Source organism: Pseudoalteromonas rubra, assembly GCF_005887115.1.
Classification (GTDB): Bacteria; Pseudomonadota; Gammaproteobacteria; order Enterobacterales; family Alteromonadaceae; genus Pseudoalteromonas; species Pseudoalteromonas rubra_F.
On record NZ_PNCJ01000041.1, the window covers coordinates 1 to 17,269 of the forward strand.

General features: G+C 47.7%; 14 protein-coding genes. 6 read left to right on the forward strand and 8 right to left on the reverse strand.

Annotation, left to right across the window (positions count from 1 at the left end):
• The first annotated feature begins 657 nt into the window (after positions 1-657).
• The gene (locus tag CWB98_RS20235; protein WP_138546478.1) at positions 658-1,272 is read left to right on the forward strand and encodes a trimeric intracellular cation channel family protein; all 615 of its coding nucleotides are present in this window, start codon (positions 658-660) and stop codon (positions 1,270-1,272) included.
• A gap of 14 nt (positions 1,273-1,286) precedes the next feature.
• A complete protein-coding gene (locus tag CWB98_RS20240) occupies positions 1,287-2,804 on the forward strand; it encodes a YifB family Mg chelatase-like AAA ATPase (protein WP_138546479.1) in 1,518 nt (505 codons plus the stop codon).
• Positions 2,805-2,810: 6 nt separating this feature from the next.
• Here CWB98_RS20240 and CWB98_RS20245 read toward each other — a convergent pair whose 3' ends face one another.
• The 3 genes from CWB98_RS20245 to CWB98_RS20255 form a co-directional block, all read right to left on the reverse strand.
• Positions 2,811-3,515 carry a response regulator transcription factor gene (locus CWB98_RS20245; RefSeq protein WP_138546480.1) on the reverse strand — a complete coding sequence of 235 codons (705 nt, stop codon included), beginning with the start codon at positions 3,513-3,515 and terminating at the stop codon, positions 2,811-2,813.
• A 210-nt stretch (positions 3,516-3,725) separates the two neighbouring features.
• Complete coding sequence (locus CWB98_RS20250; RefSeq protein ID WP_138546481.1) at positions 3,726-6,179, reverse strand: alpha/beta hydrolase family protein; 2,454 nt, start codon at positions 6,177-6,179, stop codon at positions 3,726-3,728.
• An 89-nt stretch (positions 6,180-6,268) separates the two neighbouring features.
• Complete coding sequence (locus CWB98_RS20255; protein ID WP_138546482.1) at positions 6,269-7,477, reverse strand: EAL domain-containing response regulator; 1,209 nt, start codon at positions 7,475-7,477, stop codon at positions 6,269-6,271.
• Positions 7,478-7,663: 186 nt separating this feature from the next.
• On the opposite strand from CWB98_RS20255, the gene CWB98_RS20260 reads away from it, so the two are divergent.
• Positions 7,664-8,677: a site-2 protease family protein gene (locus CWB98_RS20260; RefSeq protein WP_138546483.1), complete on the forward strand. Its 1,014-nt coding sequence runs from the start codon at positions 7,664-7,666 to the stop codon at positions 8,675-8,677.
• Positions 8,678-8,717: 40 nt separating this feature from the next.
• Here CWB98_RS20260 and CWB98_RS20265 read toward each other — a convergent pair whose 3' ends face one another.
• Positions 8,718-10,031, reverse strand: coding sequence for a short-chain fatty acid transporter (locus tag CWB98_RS20265; protein WP_138546484.1), 1,314 nt, complete (start codon positions 10,029-10,031; stop codon positions 8,718-8,720).
• A 236-nt stretch (positions 10,032-10,267) separates the two neighbouring features.
• On the opposite strand from CWB98_RS20265, the gene CWB98_RS20270 reads away from it, so the two are divergent.
• On the forward strand, positions 10,268-10,492 hold the full coding sequence (locus tag CWB98_RS20270) for a hypothetical protein (RefSeq protein WP_138546485.1): 225 nt from the start codon (positions 10,268-10,270) through the stop codon (positions 10,490-10,492).
• Here the strand turns inward: CWB98_RS20270 and CWB98_RS20275 are convergent.
• The gene (locus CWB98_RS20275) at positions 10,484-11,392 is read right to left on the reverse strand and encodes an AEC family transporter (protein ID WP_138546486.1); all 909 of its coding nucleotides are present in this window, start codon (positions 11,390-11,392) and stop codon (positions 10,484-10,486) included. The two genes, CWB98_RS20270 and CWB98_RS20275, sit on opposite strands and share 9 nt — an antisense overlap.
• Positions 11,393-11,527: 135 nt before the next feature.
• On the opposite strand from CWB98_RS20275, the gene CWB98_RS20280 reads away from it, so the two are divergent.
• Positions 11,528-11,902, forward strand: coding sequence for a YacL family protein (locus CWB98_RS20280; protein ID WP_138546487.1), 375 nt, complete (start codon positions 11,528-11,530; stop codon positions 11,900-11,902).
• Here the strand turns inward: CWB98_RS20280 and CWB98_RS20285 are convergent.
• Positions 11,899-12,615: a 2OG-Fe(II) oxygenase gene (locus tag CWB98_RS20285; protein ID WP_138546488.1), complete on the reverse strand. Its 717-nt coding sequence runs from the start codon at positions 12,613-12,615 to the stop codon at positions 11,899-11,901. The two genes, CWB98_RS20280 and CWB98_RS20285, sit on opposite strands and share 4 nt — an antisense overlap.
• Before the next feature lie 29 nt (positions 12,616-12,644).
• Between CWB98_RS20285 and CWB98_RS20290 the strand changes: the two genes are divergently transcribed.
• Entirely contained in the window at positions 12,645-13,034 is a 390-nt protein-coding gene (locus CWB98_RS20290) for an acyl-CoA thioesterase (protein ID WP_138546489.1), read from the forward strand.
• Positions 13,035-13,218: 184 nt separating this feature from the next.
• Here the strand turns inward: CWB98_RS20290 and CWB98_RS20295 are convergent, their stop codons facing one another.
• Positions 13,219-14,301, reverse strand: coding sequence for a hypothetical protein (locus CWB98_RS20295; protein WP_138546490.1), 1,083 nt, complete (start codon positions 14,299-14,301; stop codon positions 13,219-13,221).
• 64 nt (positions 14,302-14,365) lie between these two features.
• Complete coding sequence (gene uvrA, locus CWB98_RS20300) at positions 14,366-17,185, reverse strand: excinuclease ABC subunit UvrA (RefSeq protein ID WP_138546491.1); 2,820 nt, start codon at positions 17,183-17,185, stop codon at positions 14,366-14,368.
• Positions 17,186-17,269 lie beyond the last annotated feature (84 nt).

Genomic DNA, 17,269 nt, shown 5'->3' on the forward strand with positions numbered 1-17,269 from the left:
GGGGTTTCCCATGTGAAAGTAGGACATCGCCAGGGCCTTATAAGAGAAACCCGTTGCAGCAATGCAGCGGGTTTTTTGCTATGCGCAATTTAAAAAGGCGTCGATGAAGCTGTAGATAGAATGGCGTTGTCTATTCGTCCATGAAGCTTGGTCCCATCGCGCATCCTTGCGCTCATCTCAATGAGCTGCGAAGCGTTGCTTCGGTCTCATTTCGTCCATGTGAAAGTAGGACATTGCCAAGCTCCTAATAAAAGAGAGCCCGATTCGGAAGAGTCGGGCTTTTTTGCGTTTGGAGTAATCATAGTTTCTCAGTGGATAACGCTGATATTTCTCCAGGATAGCCAGCCCAAATGTTTGGATAAGTCGCTTATATTTCGATTCTTACAGCCACACTACCGTCATCCCGCACCTCTAATAACAGGCCACACCGTTCATGTAAGTTGCGCTGCGAATTGACACGCTCTGAAGGTATTCCATTGAGGAGGGGATGCAACCCATAACCTCTTCGCGCAAGCTCACCCACATGGGATGCACAACCCTGGTTAAAGCTTTTACCATTATTGCTGACCATCAGAGTGCGTGGATGATCGGTTAAGCTACTTTATTACTAGAAAGTGGGCTAATATCCACTCATGTCAGTATCATAGCGAGAAAATAATGTCTGAACTCTATCACTGGTTCGATTTACTTGGTGTCATGGTTTTTGCCATTTCGGGTACTTTGATCGCTTATAGCAAGCATATGGATGGGTTTGGTGTTGTGGTGCTCGCGACTGTCACAGGCATAGGTGGGGGCACAATTCGTGACGTCATTCTTGATGTACCTGTATTTTGGTTACATGATTCTAGCTACTTTATTGCGATATTTTCGGCGGTTGCGGTCAGTATCTGGACGCTTAATCGGAGAAAACAGATCCCAACTTTATATCTGCAAGTAGCGGATGCTTTTGGTTTAGCTTTCTTCGCGGTGATGGGGGTCCAAAAAGCCCTCAATATCGGTATGCCAGATACTACAGCGGTGATCATGGGCGTTCTGACGGGGTGTTTTGGCGGTGTGATCAGAGATGTACTGGCAAGAGAAATACCGCTGTTGTTAAAAGGGGAGTTGTACGCTATTACCTGTATTTTGGGTGGGATCGTTTATACTCAACTCATAGACTTTAATTTATCAACAGAGGTTGTCATGCTGCTTGCAATGGCCACTACGCTGTTTGCCCGTCTGGCAGCCATGCGTTGGCACATTGTGTTGCATGTCTTTAACTACAAAGATTAAACAAAGGACAAGGAATGTCACTAGCGAGAATACTCACACGGGCTCAGGTTGGTATTGAATCTCCTGTAGTAACAGTCGAAGTACACCTTAGCAATGGGCTGCCGAGTTTTAATATTGTAGGCTTGCCCGAAACATCCGTTAAAGAATCAAAAGAGCGCGTGCGCTCCGCGCTGCATAATTCGCGATTTATATTTCCAGAGCAACGTATTACGGTGAATTTGGCTCCTGCCGACCTGCCAAAACAGGGAGGGCGGTACGACCTGGCGATTGCCATCGGTATTTTGGTTGCATCGGGGCAGCTCAATGAGCAGGCGACACAAGGTTGTGAGTTTTACGGCGAATTAGCACTTAATGGTGAAATTAGGCCTGTCACTGCAATTATTCCCGTTGTGATGGCGGCCAAAAATGAGCGGCACAAGTGCTACATCCCAGATCAAAATGTCGCTATGGCTAAACTGGTCGAGTATGAGCACTGCGTCGCTGCAAATACACTCCAAGGGCTTTGGTTAGATCTTAGTGGTCAGGCTCAACTCCCTTCAATTGATTGTGCTAAAGTAACACTTGCTGACAGCGCACACTTGTGCTTTATGGATATGAGTGATGTTAAAGGGCAACCTATGGCAAAGCGGGCGCTCGAAATTGCCGCTGCTGGCGGGCACAATATTTTGTTTCTCGGCCCGCCAGGTACGGGTAAGTCTATGCTGGCGCAACGAATGCCGGGTATTATGCCAAAAATGAGTGTGGAACAAGCGCTGCAAACGGCGGCCGTTTACTCTTTGACTGGTAAGCAGCTGGATCATCATAAGTGGCGCAACAGACCTTTTCGTGCGCCTCACCATACTTGTTCAGCTGTGGCCTTGGTGGGAGGGTCTTCAAACCCCAAACCCGGAGAAATCTCCTTAGCGCACAATGGTGTCCTGTTTTTGGATGAGCTGCCTGAATATGAGCGTAAGGTACTGGATTCGTTAAGAGAGCCCATGGAGACGGGATTAGTGACCATTTCACGTGCGGCGCAACAGGTTGACTTTCCCGCTTCATTTCAGTTGATTGCGGCGCTTAATCCGAGTCCCACGGGCTGCCATACTGATAAAAGGGCTTCTCCTGATCAGGTGCTGAGATATCTGAGTAAGATATCAGGTCCTTTTATAGATCGTATCGATTTGCAAATAGAGTTGCCCCGGTTAAGTACACAGGAGCTGCAATCAACTAGGCAGGAAGTGACAAGTGAAGTGATCCGCAAGAGGGTGGAAGCTGCATTTGAAATTGCCTTGCAGCGCCAGGGGAAGGCCAATGCCAGGCTCTCGACTCGGGAAATAGAGCTTCACTGTATGCTTGCGCCAGATGTTGCTCAGCTGCTTGCCAGAGCCACAGAGAAGCTTAATCTGTCTCCTCGTTCCTACCATCGAATTATCAAGGTTGCCAGAACGATTGCGGACTTGGCACGACGTAGAGATATCACTGTACCTGATTTGAAAGAAGCACTTAGCTATCGGGCATTTGAGCGACTATTGGGGCAATTGACTTACAGCTGAGGCTAATTAGGTTGACAGCATATAGCCTTTGCCGCGTACAGTGACTATCCGCTTTTGTTCTTTTTCGTCGCCGAGCTTTTTACGCAGTCGACCAATGAGTACATCCACCGTTCGGTCACTGGGGCTCCAATCGGGTTGACCAATATCTTCCGAAATTTTAGCCCTTGAGGTTGCCTTACCTGCATTCGCAATCAGGCAAATAAGCACCTTATGCTCTGCCTCAGTAAGTCGGGCTTCTTCACCTTGTGGATTAATGAGCGTACGATTATCTGGGTGCAACTTGAAGTCTGCATATTCAATAAACTCCTCAGATTCATCCTCGGCTTTAGTGCCTGCAATGCGTTTGTAAAGAGCACGCATGCGCAGTTCAAGCTCCAGTAGATCTACGGGTTTACAGACATAGTCGTCCGCCCCCTGAGCTAAGCCCGCGATACGGTCTGCTTGGGTATCTCGGCTGGATAGCATGATCACCCCAATGTCAGTAAATGCATTGAGCTCTTTGGCGAGATTAAGGCCATCCGTTGCTGGCAATACAACATCTACAATGGCCATATCAAATGGCGTGCCGTCATTGATTTTACTATGAACGAGCTGTAAGGCATGTGCACCGGTATTATCCAGTGTGAGCTGAAATTCAGTATCAGCAAAATGGTTCGAGATCCTTTTTGCCAGCAGGTCATCATCTTCCACCAGAAGCACGTTAATGTTCATAGCACCATAACTTTATCAATAAATCACTTATATATTAGCACTGAGAAAACTGGGCTGAGAAGGGTAAGTTGATTATTTTCAAATAAAAAACAATTTAAATGAAACTTTAGTATGAGGCATGTAAGTGAATAAAAATGTGGTATTTGTGAGATGCCATACAGTTGAATGGGTTTTATAAAAAAAGGCAGCACCTAAGTGCTGCCCTGATTGTTATTTACCATACAGGTGCAACCACCACTGAGGTTGCTCTTTCAGGTGTTTATCAAAGTAAGCCAGCATGGTATCCCACCACTGAAAGCGACGGTCGCGGGCGAATATCTGGTGATCCGCTCCCTTTATTTCAATCAGCTCTACGTCCTGACCAAGCAGTTTTAACGCGGTATACATAGTGTGGCTTTCGCCTACAGGCACGTTTACATCGGCATCGCCATGTAGCAACAGTAAAGGTGTCTTCACCTTGTCGGCATGAAAGACAGGGCTATGTTGGGAGTAAAGCTTTGGGTTATTCCACGGGAAGCTGTGTTTTGACGCTTCGCCTGAATAAAGGTAGCCCCACCAACCCTGGCCCCAATATGAGGTAATGTTGGAGATACCTGCATGTGAAATAGAGGCACTAAACATATCTGTCTTGGTCGTTAGCAACATGGTCATAAAGCCGCCGTAGGAGGCGCCTAGATTACCCAGACGATTCTTGTCAACAAATGGGTACTCAGTAAGAAAAGCTTTGGTACCTTTGATAATGTCATCAGCCGTTTGCTCACCCCAGGCATTGACATGCTGGGCGGAGAATTCTTGGCCAAATCCGGTGGCTCCTGTGGGTTGCAGAACATAAACCACGTAGCCATTGGCTGCCCACAAGTTAAATGGATATCGACCAGTAAACGCTCTGGAAACGGGTGAGGTACCACCATAGTAATAAATCAATGCCGGATATTGCTTTGATTTGTCTAGGTTATGTGGCAGATAAACCCGGCCTTTAATTTCGGTGCCTTGGCTGTTGGTAAAGTTAAACTCTTCCAGATTTGCAATCTCGCTATTTGCATATGCCAGTGGCGTTGAGTCCCATAAAGTGCGGGCACGGTTCTTATATATGTTGATCTGCTTGAGTTGTTGAGGAGCAGAAGCTTGTGTGCCTGTCACCAGTAATGCCGGTTTACGGCTATCTGCGATGCTGAAGCGTTCAACCACGTCTAAACCGGTTTTTAATCGCGTGTACCTGTCTTTGCTGGCATCATAGAGGTAGAGCTGTTGGCGATCTTCATCAGTGACTTTGGCGATCACGTCACCATTGTTTAAAACTTCGATGGAGCCGATAGCAGGATCAAACTGCTTGCTCAGTGCTTTGGCCTGAGTTCCTTGTTTGTCTAACCAGTATAACTGGCCATCATAGTTGTTCGATAACTGATCTTTATCGACTGTTCTGCCAAGCCCATTATTGAAGTCAGGGCCACCAACAATGTAGATACCTTTCGCGCCGTATTTGGCACTGTTGATGTTACGGTATTGACCAATTACCTTATTAGAGCCTTGTGAGAAGTCGTACTCTACCAATTCTGAAAGCATGTGTGGTGGTGCCGAGTAGTCTTGTAAAGCACGACTGGTGAGTATGCGATTGCTTTGTCCATCGTGATCTTCGAGGGTATGGCTGTGTTTCCCCTCAGTGACCGCTTGTATCATGCCGGTTGCGATATCAAGCAGATAGATTTGCGTGTTCGTACGGGCATATGACCAACGATCTTCCAGGCCCTGATAGTGCTTTACAAGTGCCTTGTCTTCCTCTGGGGATTTAGACCAGTTAAATATCAAACTCGTGTCGTTAAAGTAGGCGAACCCGCTTGCACCGGCAAGATCTTCAGCAATAACCCGGGACTTTAAAGTAGTAAGATCCAAGAGCTTTAGCTGGCCATTCTGGCTATAAACGACTTGCTTGCCATCCTGACGCCAGGCTAATGAACTGGCATTGACCCCGTCGAGTGTAAAAATCACCTTATCATCTTCATTGTAAACAGTTGTGCTGGTCAGTGCCTGGTTACCACGATTACTCTGATAGTGCTTTTGTGTTGTCACATAATGTTTTGCATTAGGTGCAAAGGAAATGGCGCTGAGAACCGGGGCGTCAAAGAGTTGCTTAGCGGACAAGGCCCGGGTGGTTTTGTCAGTAAACAGGAGGGTATCATGGTCGGTTTTACCCTTGAATTCCACGGCCACTTTTTTCCAGTCATCAGCTTGTTCAACAACAATGATGATTTGGTGGTCTCCGGTCGGCAAATTGAGTGTTGAAGTCATTTTGTCAGAGTGACGCTCACCATTAACGAAAATGTGTGCTTTCTCCAGGCCACTCAGGACCAGATCACCCTGTACAAAGCGGCTGACAGAAAACTCCATTTTCATCGCTTGCAGGCCACCCAAGGTCAAGGCATTGACTTCAGAGAGCGACTGCCATTTGGCGTCAATACCCGACATAGACATGGCTTTTTCTGCACCCGATAAACTGGGGATCAGGTTGGCAATGATGGTTTTTTGGTGTGCGGTATTGTAGGGCTTAATTGTACTGGCCTGACCCAGAGGGCCAATAAACTGAATATTTTGCTTGTCGATTGGAGCTGCACTGAGTGAGGTGCTCAGGGCAGATAACAGCAGCAAAGCAGCCGATCTTAACTTCATAGTTTGCGCCTATTGTGGGTAAATTGGACGTATACTATAACATAGACTTTGCGCTTCTCACCTTGAGGTGAGATTAACTTCTAATCGCCTTATGGATTTGAATTGATCATTCTCTGCCAGGAGTGGATCCAGCGAATAAACTCGGGTAACGCCTTGGGGCGGCTGATCAGGTATCCCTGCATCAGCAGGCTATACTTGTACTTTTCGAGGTACTGTAATTCTTCTATTCTCTCTATGCCCTCCGCCACAATATCCATTTGCTGGTTTTGCGCAATGTCAATCAGGCTATCAACCAGCACCTGAGAGAAACGATCAGACTCAATATAAGTAATGAGTGAACGATCCAGTTTGATTTCAGTAAATGGCAGATTTTTTAACTGCTGTAAGTTGGTAAACCCGGTACCAAAATCATCTAATGACAAATCGAACCCTCGTAACCTGAGCCGGTTGATAGTTTCGAGTTGCAGATTGCTGACAATAGGCTGGTTTTCCGTAATTTCAATGATCACTTCTTTGGGCTCAAGACGATTGAGTTCCAGGATCAGGGCAAGTTTGTCGGGGCACCCGCTGTCATTAAGCTGTACGGGTGAGAGGTTAAAAGCGAGTTTGAAAGGGTAATTGAGTTCGGCTCTGAGTTTCTGGAACTCTTTAGTCGCTTTCTCAAATAGCTGAAAGGTGACCAAATTGATCAAATCCAGATCTTGGGCAACGCCGATAAAACGATGAGGTAAAAGTGTTTCACCGTGCTGGTGAGATACGATACGCGCAAGTACCTCAACGCTTTTAATTTTTTTGCTACCACGGTGTACTTTAGGTTGGTAAAACGGTGTGATCTCATTATTACTGATGGCATAAAGGAGTTGCTCCTCTGTCACACATGGATCTTCTGGATCATCTTTACCTATAAAGCTATCCAGTTTTCTAAGTAGTCTGTCGACATCATTGAGCTGGACAGGTTTGGAAATGTTACCGATCAGATGTGTGTTGTGTTGCCGTGCGAGATTCGCTGCCAGATCCATAACCCGGGTTTCCATCTCAGAGATTATGACGATCCCACCAGGGTATCGGAGTTCGCCCAACTTGCGGATGAGCTCCATACCGTCCATATCAGGCATGTTTAGGTCCGTAAAAACAGCGTCGTATTGCAGTGGCGTTTGCCTAACCAGTTCAAGAGCTTGAGGTGCGCTGGACACGGTCGTAACGTAGTCGACTTCCAGCTCTGCTAAAATGGCTTTCATTACAACTAAAATGGCCTGAGAGTCATCTACGACGAGTACGTGTTTGGCTTGATGTTGCATAACGCTATCCTTAGTATGGAACCCAAATATAAGTCTAGTACATTGGTTATAGAACGCACATGACAGACTCTCTACATAATGAAAATAATGTGCATTACAGGCTTGTATTCGGGCTCTGAAGGGTTAGGTACTTGCGTATAAAAAATGCGTATAATGGACACATTGTATGTTTATTTTCGAGTCATCATGACCCGCATTGAATTTCCATTAGCAGGCTATCAGGTGTCTGTACTAGTGAATCGCCAGGAGATCCTCCAGGTATATCAGGATCAGCAACGTCTTGCGCATGAGCCAACAGACGATCAGCGGTACTTAGTTACAGTAGACGGACATCAGCTGCGGCTTGATCCAAGTCGCTTACCGGAAGGGCTGCTGGCGATTGCCGTTGATAACGAGCCCTGGCAATGGCTCGAAGTGCCTGTCCAGCAACGTGATAACAAAGGCAGCTGGTTTGGCCTAGCGGCTTTAGGTTTTAAGCTGCTGAAAAGTGCCAATGTAGTTAAGGCCGCACTAGCTGGTGCATCTCTGGCTGGTTATGCCTGGCTCTTTTCCTGGCAATTTGCTGTCATGCTGTTGGCGTGTCTTGTCATTCATGAATATGGCCATATTCGCGCAATGCGTTACTTCGGATTAAAAACGAAAGGAATATATTTAATCCCATTTGTAGGTGGATTAGCTGTAAGTGAAGACAAACTTACTACGCGTTGGCAGAATGTGATTATTTCACTGATGGGCCCTGCTTTTGGTTTACTAGCCTCTTTGGTGGCGGTTGTACTGTACTATGTTAGTGGGCTGGAAATATTCGCAGGCGTCGCTGTGCTGAGTGCGTTGTTAAACTTATTTAATATGCTACCGATTGTGCCTCTGGATGGGGGGCATGTACTGAAAAGTATCAGTTTCTCCATGCGCTCCTGGGCCGGGTTACTTGTTTGTCTGGCAGGGATCCTGCTGGGCGTAGTGATCAGCTATACCTTTGGTCTGATGTTGCTGGTGTTCTTTTTGGTGATTGGTACGATAGATATTTTGCTGGAATGGCGTGGTCGTCATCAGGCGCATTTAATCCCGCTGGACCGATATGGGCAGGTCGTGTCAACGGCACTCTACGTGATTGTCTCTGGCGGTTTAATTGCCGTTATGTGGCACTTCGCAGACGCTGATAGCGTGTTACTGAGCTTACCCATCAAAGTGCTGTCAAACTAACCGCTTGCCGGTCAGCGTTATGACCGGCATATCTTTGAGGTTAAGCCAGAGTCAGCAGAAGTGCTATGACAATCCCACTGACCAGCAGCTGGACCAGACAAAACCCCATAATGTCCTTTGCTTTTAAACCAGCAATGGCCAGTACGGGAAGTGCCCAAAATGGTTGTATCAGGTTGGTCCAGGCATCTCCCCAGGCGACGGCCATTGCAACACGTGCAATGTCAGCTCCTAACTCTTGTGCAGCAGGGATAACAATGGGCGCCTGAACGGCCCATTGTCCACCACCTGAAGGCACAAAAATATTGACCAACCCGGCACTGAGAAAGCTCCACAATGGCAGAGTTGTACTGGTACTGATCTCGACAAAGCCGCTGGAGATCTGTTGTGCCAGCCCGGTTTTGACCATCACGGCCATGATCCCCGCATAAAAGGGAAACTGGATCACAATACCCGCGCCCCCCTTAATCGCTTCTTGTAAGCTGTTTAGTACATTAGCAGGTGTGCGATGTAGCAAGATGGCCAAAAACAAAAACAGTGCAATAACACTATTGAGGTTAAGCGTGCCGCCGGCGACGAAAAAATAATGCAGCAGATAGCCACATCCCAATAACCCTATCAGGGTACCAACCAGTGTACTATGCTCAAGCCGCTCAGCTGGGGTTGGTGAAGCTGGGGGGCTCTGTGGTTCAGGTTGTACCAGTTTTTCAGGGTTGACGATGATCTGGGCTTCGGTTGGTGGCAGCATAAAACGGTTAAGCAACGGCATGACCACAAAAAGTGTACCTAAAATAAGCAGATTGAACGGTGCAAACAAAGTCTGACCTGCGTCCAGAATACCTATCTGCGCTTCAGCAAAATGCCCAGGGGTCGCGATGGTCAACGGTACCGAACCTGCCAGCCCGCCGTGCCAGACAATAAACCCGGAGTAAGCACTGGCAACCAGTAGCCGATAATCTACAGCAACCTGACGCGCGAGTGCTTTGGCGAACAAAGCACCGACCACCAGGCCAAAACCCCAGTTGAGCCAGCTGGCCAGCATGGCAACCAGAGTCACCAGCATAATGGCCTGGGCAGGTGTACGAGCAAAAGTCGCTAATTTATTTAACGCCATGACACAAGGGCGGGTACTGGCTAACATATAGCCACAGACTAAGATCAATAGCATCTGCATGGCAAATTGCAGCAGGTTCCAGAACCCCTGTCCCCAGATGGAGAGTGCCTCTGTCGGTGTAGTGGGAGTGAACATGCTGGCAAGGGCGAGCACCAGCATAGTCAGCAGGCAGACAAAAATATAGGGGTCGGGTAAATAGCGCTCGACCAGTCGGCTGAGTGGCTGTGTTATACGGTTTAGCATGACAAATTCCCATTGAATATGCGCGACAAACAGCTTCTGGCTTAGTGATTTAATTCACTAAAAGTTAGTCAATTAAGCTATATTAACAGCTGAGTGAGTCGCATGTTTTTTGTATTTTATTGATTATTAAGTGTTTATAATTCTGGCACAGAACGTGTAACAGATAAATCATACGTTTGAATTGTCTGCGCGTCACTATTCAACTGCGCGGTTAAATCTAAAAAAGAGAGGTCTTTATGGCAGGACAGGGTTCAGGAGGCAATGTAATTGCCGCGATATGTAATGTGTTTTTTCCGGGCTTAGGTCAATTGGTGCAGGGACGTTTACTGGCGGCTCTGATCTTTGCAGTCATCTGTGTTGGTGGATATTACCTATGGTTTCTAGTAGTGCCAGCAGTGTTGGCGGCAATCGTGCAATTATGGTCGATCATTGATGCCGCTAAATACCGTTCTTCAGACTGATAAAATGGCCAGCCACAGGCTCAGTGAGACGACACTTAACAGCGTAGATAACACTACGCTACCTGCGCTCACCGCTTGTTGCACTGATAATTGACGCGCGACCAGGTAAGCGTTGATACCAAGTGGCGCTGCGCTCATCAAGGTGACAACCTGGCGCTGCAGTGGTTCCAGCATCAGCAGGCTAGCTGTCAGATAAACACCGAGTGGCAATATCAACAGCTTGACTGTACTGAGTATCAGCGCGGGAAACCACACCGGACGAAACCCATATTGGACCAGGCTGGCACCCAATACAAACAGGGCGCCTGCAATGGCTGGTTTTGCAAACCAGTCCATGCCACTGATCAGTAATGTCGGGATAGGCAATTGCAGCAGGTTGGTTATCAATCCAAGGCTGATACTCAGTACAACTGGGTTCAGAAAGAGCGGCTTTAGCCACGTCATACCGCGGGTGCCTTTTTCTCGTGCCAGCATAAAGGTGAGAGAAAACAGCGCTGCGCTGTGCAAAGGGATGATCATAAATACCATTGCCGCGGCCTGCTCACCCAGTGCAGCCAGGATCACTGGGAGTCCCACAACCACTGTATTAGAGTAAGTGCTATTGAGAGCACTAAGCGCAGCTTCTTTAATGGTACATTTGCTGTAAAGTTGCATGATGCCAACGATGAGCAAATAGATGGCACAGACTGGTAAGTAAAAGGCCAGCAGCAGCTTGGCTGATGCAATATCCGACAGCTTGGCACGATACATACTTAAAAATAGCAGTACAGGGATCGCCAGATTAAAAATATAGACGCGGATCCCATCTAATTGTGCAGATGAAATAAACTGGGTGCGGGCAGAGAGGAACCCACAGGTGACAACAAAAATCAGCGGAAACAGAATATCAATGAAAGTCACGGGGTACTCGCCAGTTGCGAACGATTATGGATCAGAGTGAAGCGCGTATTATACGGGTTTATCTGAGCTAAACAATGCACTGTCGCGCAGTTAGGGTATACTTACTTAGGTGTGTAATCATAACTTGAAGTAAGTATGGAGTATCAATTTATTCGCGATCCGATTGCTGGATTTCGCGTCAAAATGTCAGCTGAGCATGAGCTGGTTGGACGTTGGTTGAATGATGAGCTTGCCCATGAAGAAGTGCCCGCATTTGTTGCACAACTCGAAGCGGTAAAAATCAGTCGGGATGAGCTTTGTCTTGAAGGGCGTGAAGTGCGGCTGACCGTCTCACACCAGGAAGCATTATTTGAAGCCCACGATTTATACCATGAGCAATCAGATGCGCTATCCGTTTTCAGTGATGACGCATTGTCTCTGGAAGAATATGGTCTGAGTGCCGGTTGTGGCTTCGAAGATTTCGAAGCCTTGCTGCTCGACTGGCAGGAATTTATCCGCCGTCGTCGCTAGCTCGTCTCTCGCTGAGGCGGGGCTCCATATAGTTGCTCCGCCCGGTTAAATAGCACCCAGGATGTAAGAATATACTTGTCATTAGAGCGTGGCATGTTACCCCGATGTGTATGTGTGAAGTAGGCTGGGGCAATCACCATAGACCCTTGTTTTGGTTTAATCAGCTTATCTTGATAATGAAACTCGGTTTCGCCGCCTTCCTCTACGTCGTTGAGGTAAAACATAAACAAGAGGACCCGGTGCAACGCTTCGTTATGTTGTAATTGCGGATAAACTTCGCTGTGCCAATAGGGATAACCACCTTTGTTGATCGGGTAACGCTGGGCCTGAATTGACCCTAAACGAAACAATTGTTGGGTTAAAATAGGTAATTGCGGTTTACCTACTTCCTCAAAGTTATCAACGGTTAAGTTGACTGGCTGACCAGTTTTGGGGTGGAAGACACTCAGCCCGAACGCGCCGATCATCATAAAGAAATGCTCTTCAATATAATCGAACAGGTATTTTGACGTGGTTTGTTGAATGTGTGTTAATTGCTGAGCATAATCCGGGTATTGATTTAAATACAGATCCTGACTGACTTTCTTACTGAGATCGATACCGCCTGAGGTTGTACCCTGAGCCAGGTGGGGGCTGTTATCAAAAGTCTGAATAAACTGCTGGCAGAATTCGGGACTCAGTGCATTTTCATAAATGCGAATAAAATCAGTCATGTTGATATCCAAAATTGGTTAGAATTATTATGTTGTCAGAAACTCTTATGCCGCGTTTTAGTGAAACGGACGTCCTCGGACACATCAACAATACCGCACTCCCGGTATGGTTTGAAGCAGCGCGCACCCCTATTTTCAAAATTTTTACACCAGACCTTAATCCACATCAATGGAAGCTGATTGTTGCCAAAGTGGAGGTAACCTTTAAAGGTGAGCTGTTTTACGGGCAACAAGTTGAAGTTAAAACCGCTATCGAGAAGGTAGGTAACAGCTCTTTTGTGATCCTTCAGCAGGCCTGGCAGCACGGGGAGTGTTGCGCAGAAGGGCGCACTGTAATGGTGCGTTATGATTTTGCAAACAAAACTTCTCAGGCGCTGAATGATAAAGAAAAAGCTGAGCTGGCTGCCTACGCGCTTTAGATTTCACGCGCCATCTGACTCAACGATTCGTTGTCTGGTGTTGCCCGACATGGAAGTCCAATAGCAGCAGAGGTCCTGGGGTTCACCTCCAATTTATATCAGCTACAGATTGTGTTGTGTTGCCCGAAGACATTGATGTCCAATAGCAGCAGAGGTGCTGGGGTTCACCTCCAATTTATATCAGCTACTGACTGTCTGGCGTTGCCCGAAACTGGTGTCCGATGGCTGCGGAGATACAGGGCTTCACCACAAATTCATACCGGGTAGGCTCACCGTCAATCTTAGTGATCTCCAGTAATTCATAGTCGTTCAACTCGATGATACGGGTACCCGGTGTGATTTCACATCGCGAGCGACTATCTGATTCATACTCATAGATAAAATATGTCAGTACGTTTTGTAAGTGGCGTTCATATTTATCGGCATTTTTTTCGAACGCTGACAATTGTACCTGCAGCTCTTGTAGCTCAGCTTGTTTCTCTGCGAGTTTGGCTTGTGCTGTGTCATCCACTGCAGAGCCAGCTACGGCATCAATACTGGTTCGTTCAGCCGTGTTGATTGAGCCTTCTTGCATAGCAATGTTGACCTGGATTGACTGGCCAGTAAAGCCTTCAATAATATGCCGCAAAAAACTATTCACACCACGCGACATGCCAGTAGAGGAAATAAATACAGCCATCTGGTAGAGCAAAAACAAGCCGAAGAAAAAGCGCACCAATCCGGTGGTAACTGGGTATTGGTAGTCGGGGCTGTGCCACCATTTATGCAAACCAAAGGGTCTTAACAACATCAGCACAAACAAGTAGACAGGTTGGATGAGTTGTAACAGGATCAGCAGCAAGATGCTGGTAGTGACAAACCAGGTTGGCACGGACAGCAACATACTAAAGTTATGCGAATAGGGCAGGTGATCGGCATTCACTCCGGTAATATCATTGACCATACCTGCTGCCTGTGCCAGCGCATAGTTGGCAATAAACGCGTAGAACAACAAGATCACCGCTTTGCCCGGCAGACTTTCCCAAAGGTGAATAAATCTGGGCCAGAACTCTTTGGTCATGGCTATCAATGCTAATACAGAAGCGCTCAGATAAAGGGCACTGTCTTCAGGTACTTCGTTGAAAACTGCTATCAGGCACAGCATAGTTGCTGAAAAGTAGCAGCGTTGCGCTACATTGAGTGCGTGCCAGAACGCCAGCCACCTTGTTTGGATTTTGACAAGCGGGCTTAATGCGGGTTGTAGCGCGTTTGGGAGAGCCAGTTTCATTATTATTGTTCCAATCCCTGACGTTTAAAGTGAGTGGGGGAGCAGCTCCCCCTTGCTCAGTCCGTTATAACATAGGCTTAAGGTATCGACCAGTATGAGAGGCTGAACAGTGTGCTACTTCTTCCGGCGTGCCTGCTATCAGGATTTGACCTCCACCAGCGCCACCTTCGGGGCCCAAATCAACAATCCAGTCCGCGGTCTTAATAACATCCAGGTTATGCTCAATGACCACCACAGTATTACCATGATCACGCAGGCGATGTAACACCACTAACAACTGTTGAATATCATGGAAGTGCAAGCCTGTAGTCGGTTCATCCAGGATATACAGGGTTTTCCCTGTGTCTCGCTTAGAAAGCTCGCGGGCCAATTTAACCCGCTGTGCTTCTCCTCCAGACAAGGTAGTTGCAGCCTGCCCAAGTCGAATATACGACAGACCAACGTCCATCAGGGTCTGCAGTTTACGTTTGATGGCCGGGATCTTATCGAAAAATTCACGGGCATCTTCTACTGTCATTTCGAGCACTTCGTGAATATTCTTACCTTTATAGAGTACTTCCAGAGTTTCACGGTTGTATCGTTTACCTGTACAGACGTCACAGGGGACATACACATCTGGCAGGAAGTGCATTTCAACCTTTATGACACCATCACCCTGACAGGCTTCACAGCGGCCACCTTTTACGTTGAAGCTGAAACGGCCAACTTTATACCCCCGAGAGCGTGCCTCCTGCGTACCTGCGAATAACTCTCGGATCGCCGTAAATATCCCAGTATAAGTTGCCGGATTAGAACGTGGAGTACGTCCTATTGGGCTTTGATCTATGTCTATCACTTTATCAAAGTGTTCCAAGCCCTCAATTGACTGATAAGGTGATGGTTCCGCGACCGTAGCACCATTGAGCTCTCTGTGAGCAAGCTTGAACAGTGTGTCGTTAATGAGCGTGGATTTGCCTGAGCCTGATACGCCTGTGACACATGTCATCAGGCCAAATGGGATCTTCAGATTGACGTCCTTAAGGTTATTCCCGCTGGCACCATTGAGCGCTAACCATTGGTCGCCTGGCTGGTGACGCTGTGCAGGAATGGCAATTTCTTGCTTGCCACTGAGGTACTGGCCAGTTAACGACTCAGAGTTGGCCATAATGTCCTCGCGGCTGCCTTCAGCGACCACATAGCCACCATGGACACCTGCGCCCGGGCCAATATCGATAATGTGGTCCGCAGCCCGTATGGCGTCTTCATCATGTTCAACAACAATCACGGTGTTACCCAAGTCACGCAGGTGTGTCAGTGTGCTAAGCAGGCGGTCATTGTCTCGTTGATGCAAGCCTATAGAAGGCTCGTCCAGCACGTACATCACTCCGACCAGGCCCGCACCAATCTGGCTGGCTAATCGGATCCTCTGGGCTTCACCCCCTGAAAGAGTATCGGCACTACGCTCTAGTGACAGATAGTTCAGGCCGACATTGATCAAAAAGGACAGCCGGTCACGGATCTCTTTAAGCACTTTTTCCGCTATTTTTGCCTTCTGGCCGCTGAGCGTCAGGTCACCAAAAAAGTCACATGCTTCGCCGATACTCATAGTGGTGACGGTTGGCAAATTCGTGGCACCAATGAATACATGTCGCGCTTCTTCTCTGAGTCTGGAGCCTCCACATTTTGGACATGCCTGGCTGGTCTGATACTTAGCCAGCTCTTCGCGAACTGAGGCCGACTCCGTTTCCCGATAGCGGCGATTCATGTTGTTCAGTACGCCTTCGAACTCATGATTCCGGGTGATCAAATCCCCTCTGTCGTTACGATAATTGAAAGCAATTTTGGTGCGCCCTGAGCCCTCCAGGACCACCTTTTGCGCATCGCCTGGCAGGTCTTTAAACGGGACTTCTAAATCAAAGTCGTAATGCTCGGCTACCGAGCTGAGCATCTGATAATAGTAAAAACTACGTTTGTCCCAGCCCTTAATGGCGCCACCGGACAGGCTCAGCTCTGGATTTTGTACAACCCTGCTGGGATCAAAAAACTGTCTTACGCCGAGGCCGTCACAGCTTTGACAGGCACCGGCCGGGTTATTGAACGAGAATAGGCGAGGTTCAAGCTCGGTCATGGCATAGCCACATGTTGGGCAGGCAAAGTTGGCTGAAAATATCAGCTCATCTTCGAGGCTACCGTCCATCGAAGCTACCATGGCTATACCATCAGCCAGCTCTAACGCGGTTTCAAAAGATTCAGCGAGCCTTTGTTCCAGGCCTTCTTTTACTTTAAAACGATCAACCACTACCTCAATGGTATGCTTTTTGTGCAGCTCCAATGTGGGTGGATCGGATAAATCGCATACTTCTCCGTCGATTCGAGCGCGGATAAAGCCCTGGCTGGCAAGTTGCTCCAGAAGCTTAACGTGCTCCCCTTTGCGGTTTTTCACCACAGGGGCAAGCAACATCAGCTTGCTGCCTTCGGGGTGGGCCATAACCGTATCCACCATCTGGCTAATAGTCTGTGCCTTGAGTGGCAAATCATGGGTAGGGCAGCGGGGCTCACCGACACGGGCAAATAATAAGCGCAGGTAATCGTAAATCTCTGTAATGGTACCCACTGTTGACCTGGGGTTGTGAGAAGTTGACTTCTGCTCAATAGAAATGGCCGGCGAAAGTCCTTCGATGTGATCTACATCAGGCTTCTCCATCAACGACAGAAACTGTCTGGCATAAGCTGATAGTGACTCGACATAGCGGCGCTGCCCTTCTGCATATAAGGTGTCGAATGCCAGCGATGATTTGCCTGACCCAGAAAGGCCGGTGATCACAATGAGCTTGTCGCGCGGTATTGTCAGAGAGATGTCTTTGAGGTTGTGCGTGCGTGCGCCTCTAACTTCTATTTTATCCATGGTGGCCTTATTTGCTGTACAAACTTACAGTGTTTTTATCAGACTCCAAGAGTAACCTATCCTGTCTGTAAAATTAAGCAATCT